Source organism: Corynebacterium sp. UMB6689, assembly GCF_030215295.1.
Classification (GTDB): Bacteria; Actinomycetota; Actinomycetes; order Mycobacteriales; family Mycobacteriaceae; genus Corynebacterium; species Corynebacterium aurimucosum.
In genome coordinates, this window is the sequence record NZ_JASOLS010000226.1 from 1 (window position 1) to 253 (window position 253).

Consider the following 253-nt stretch of genomic DNA (forward strand, 5'->3'; position numbering starts at 1 on the left):
TTTTTATATTGTGGGACGCCCACTAGTTGCAGGTTTATTAGTCGGTCTAGCTTTCGGTGATGTCCAGGCCGGGGTCTTGTGTGGTCTGGCTGTCCAAGGGGTCTTTATCGCTAACCTCTCAACGGGTGGTGCAACGAACTCTGAGATTACTTATGCCTCTTATGGGGGGATTGGTTTAGCACTAGCTACAACCAAAGATCCCGCTATTGCGGTGACCTTGTCTGTGCTAATTGGTCAAACCTTCGGACTTATT

At 48.6% G+C, this 253-nt stretch carries 1 protein-coding gene; it reads left to right on the forward strand.

The features are described from left to right. Nucleotides 1–253 (forward strand): PTS sugar transporter subunit IIC (locus QP363_RS13295; protein ID WP_284764839.1); only part of this gene is annotated, 253 nt, incomplete at both ends.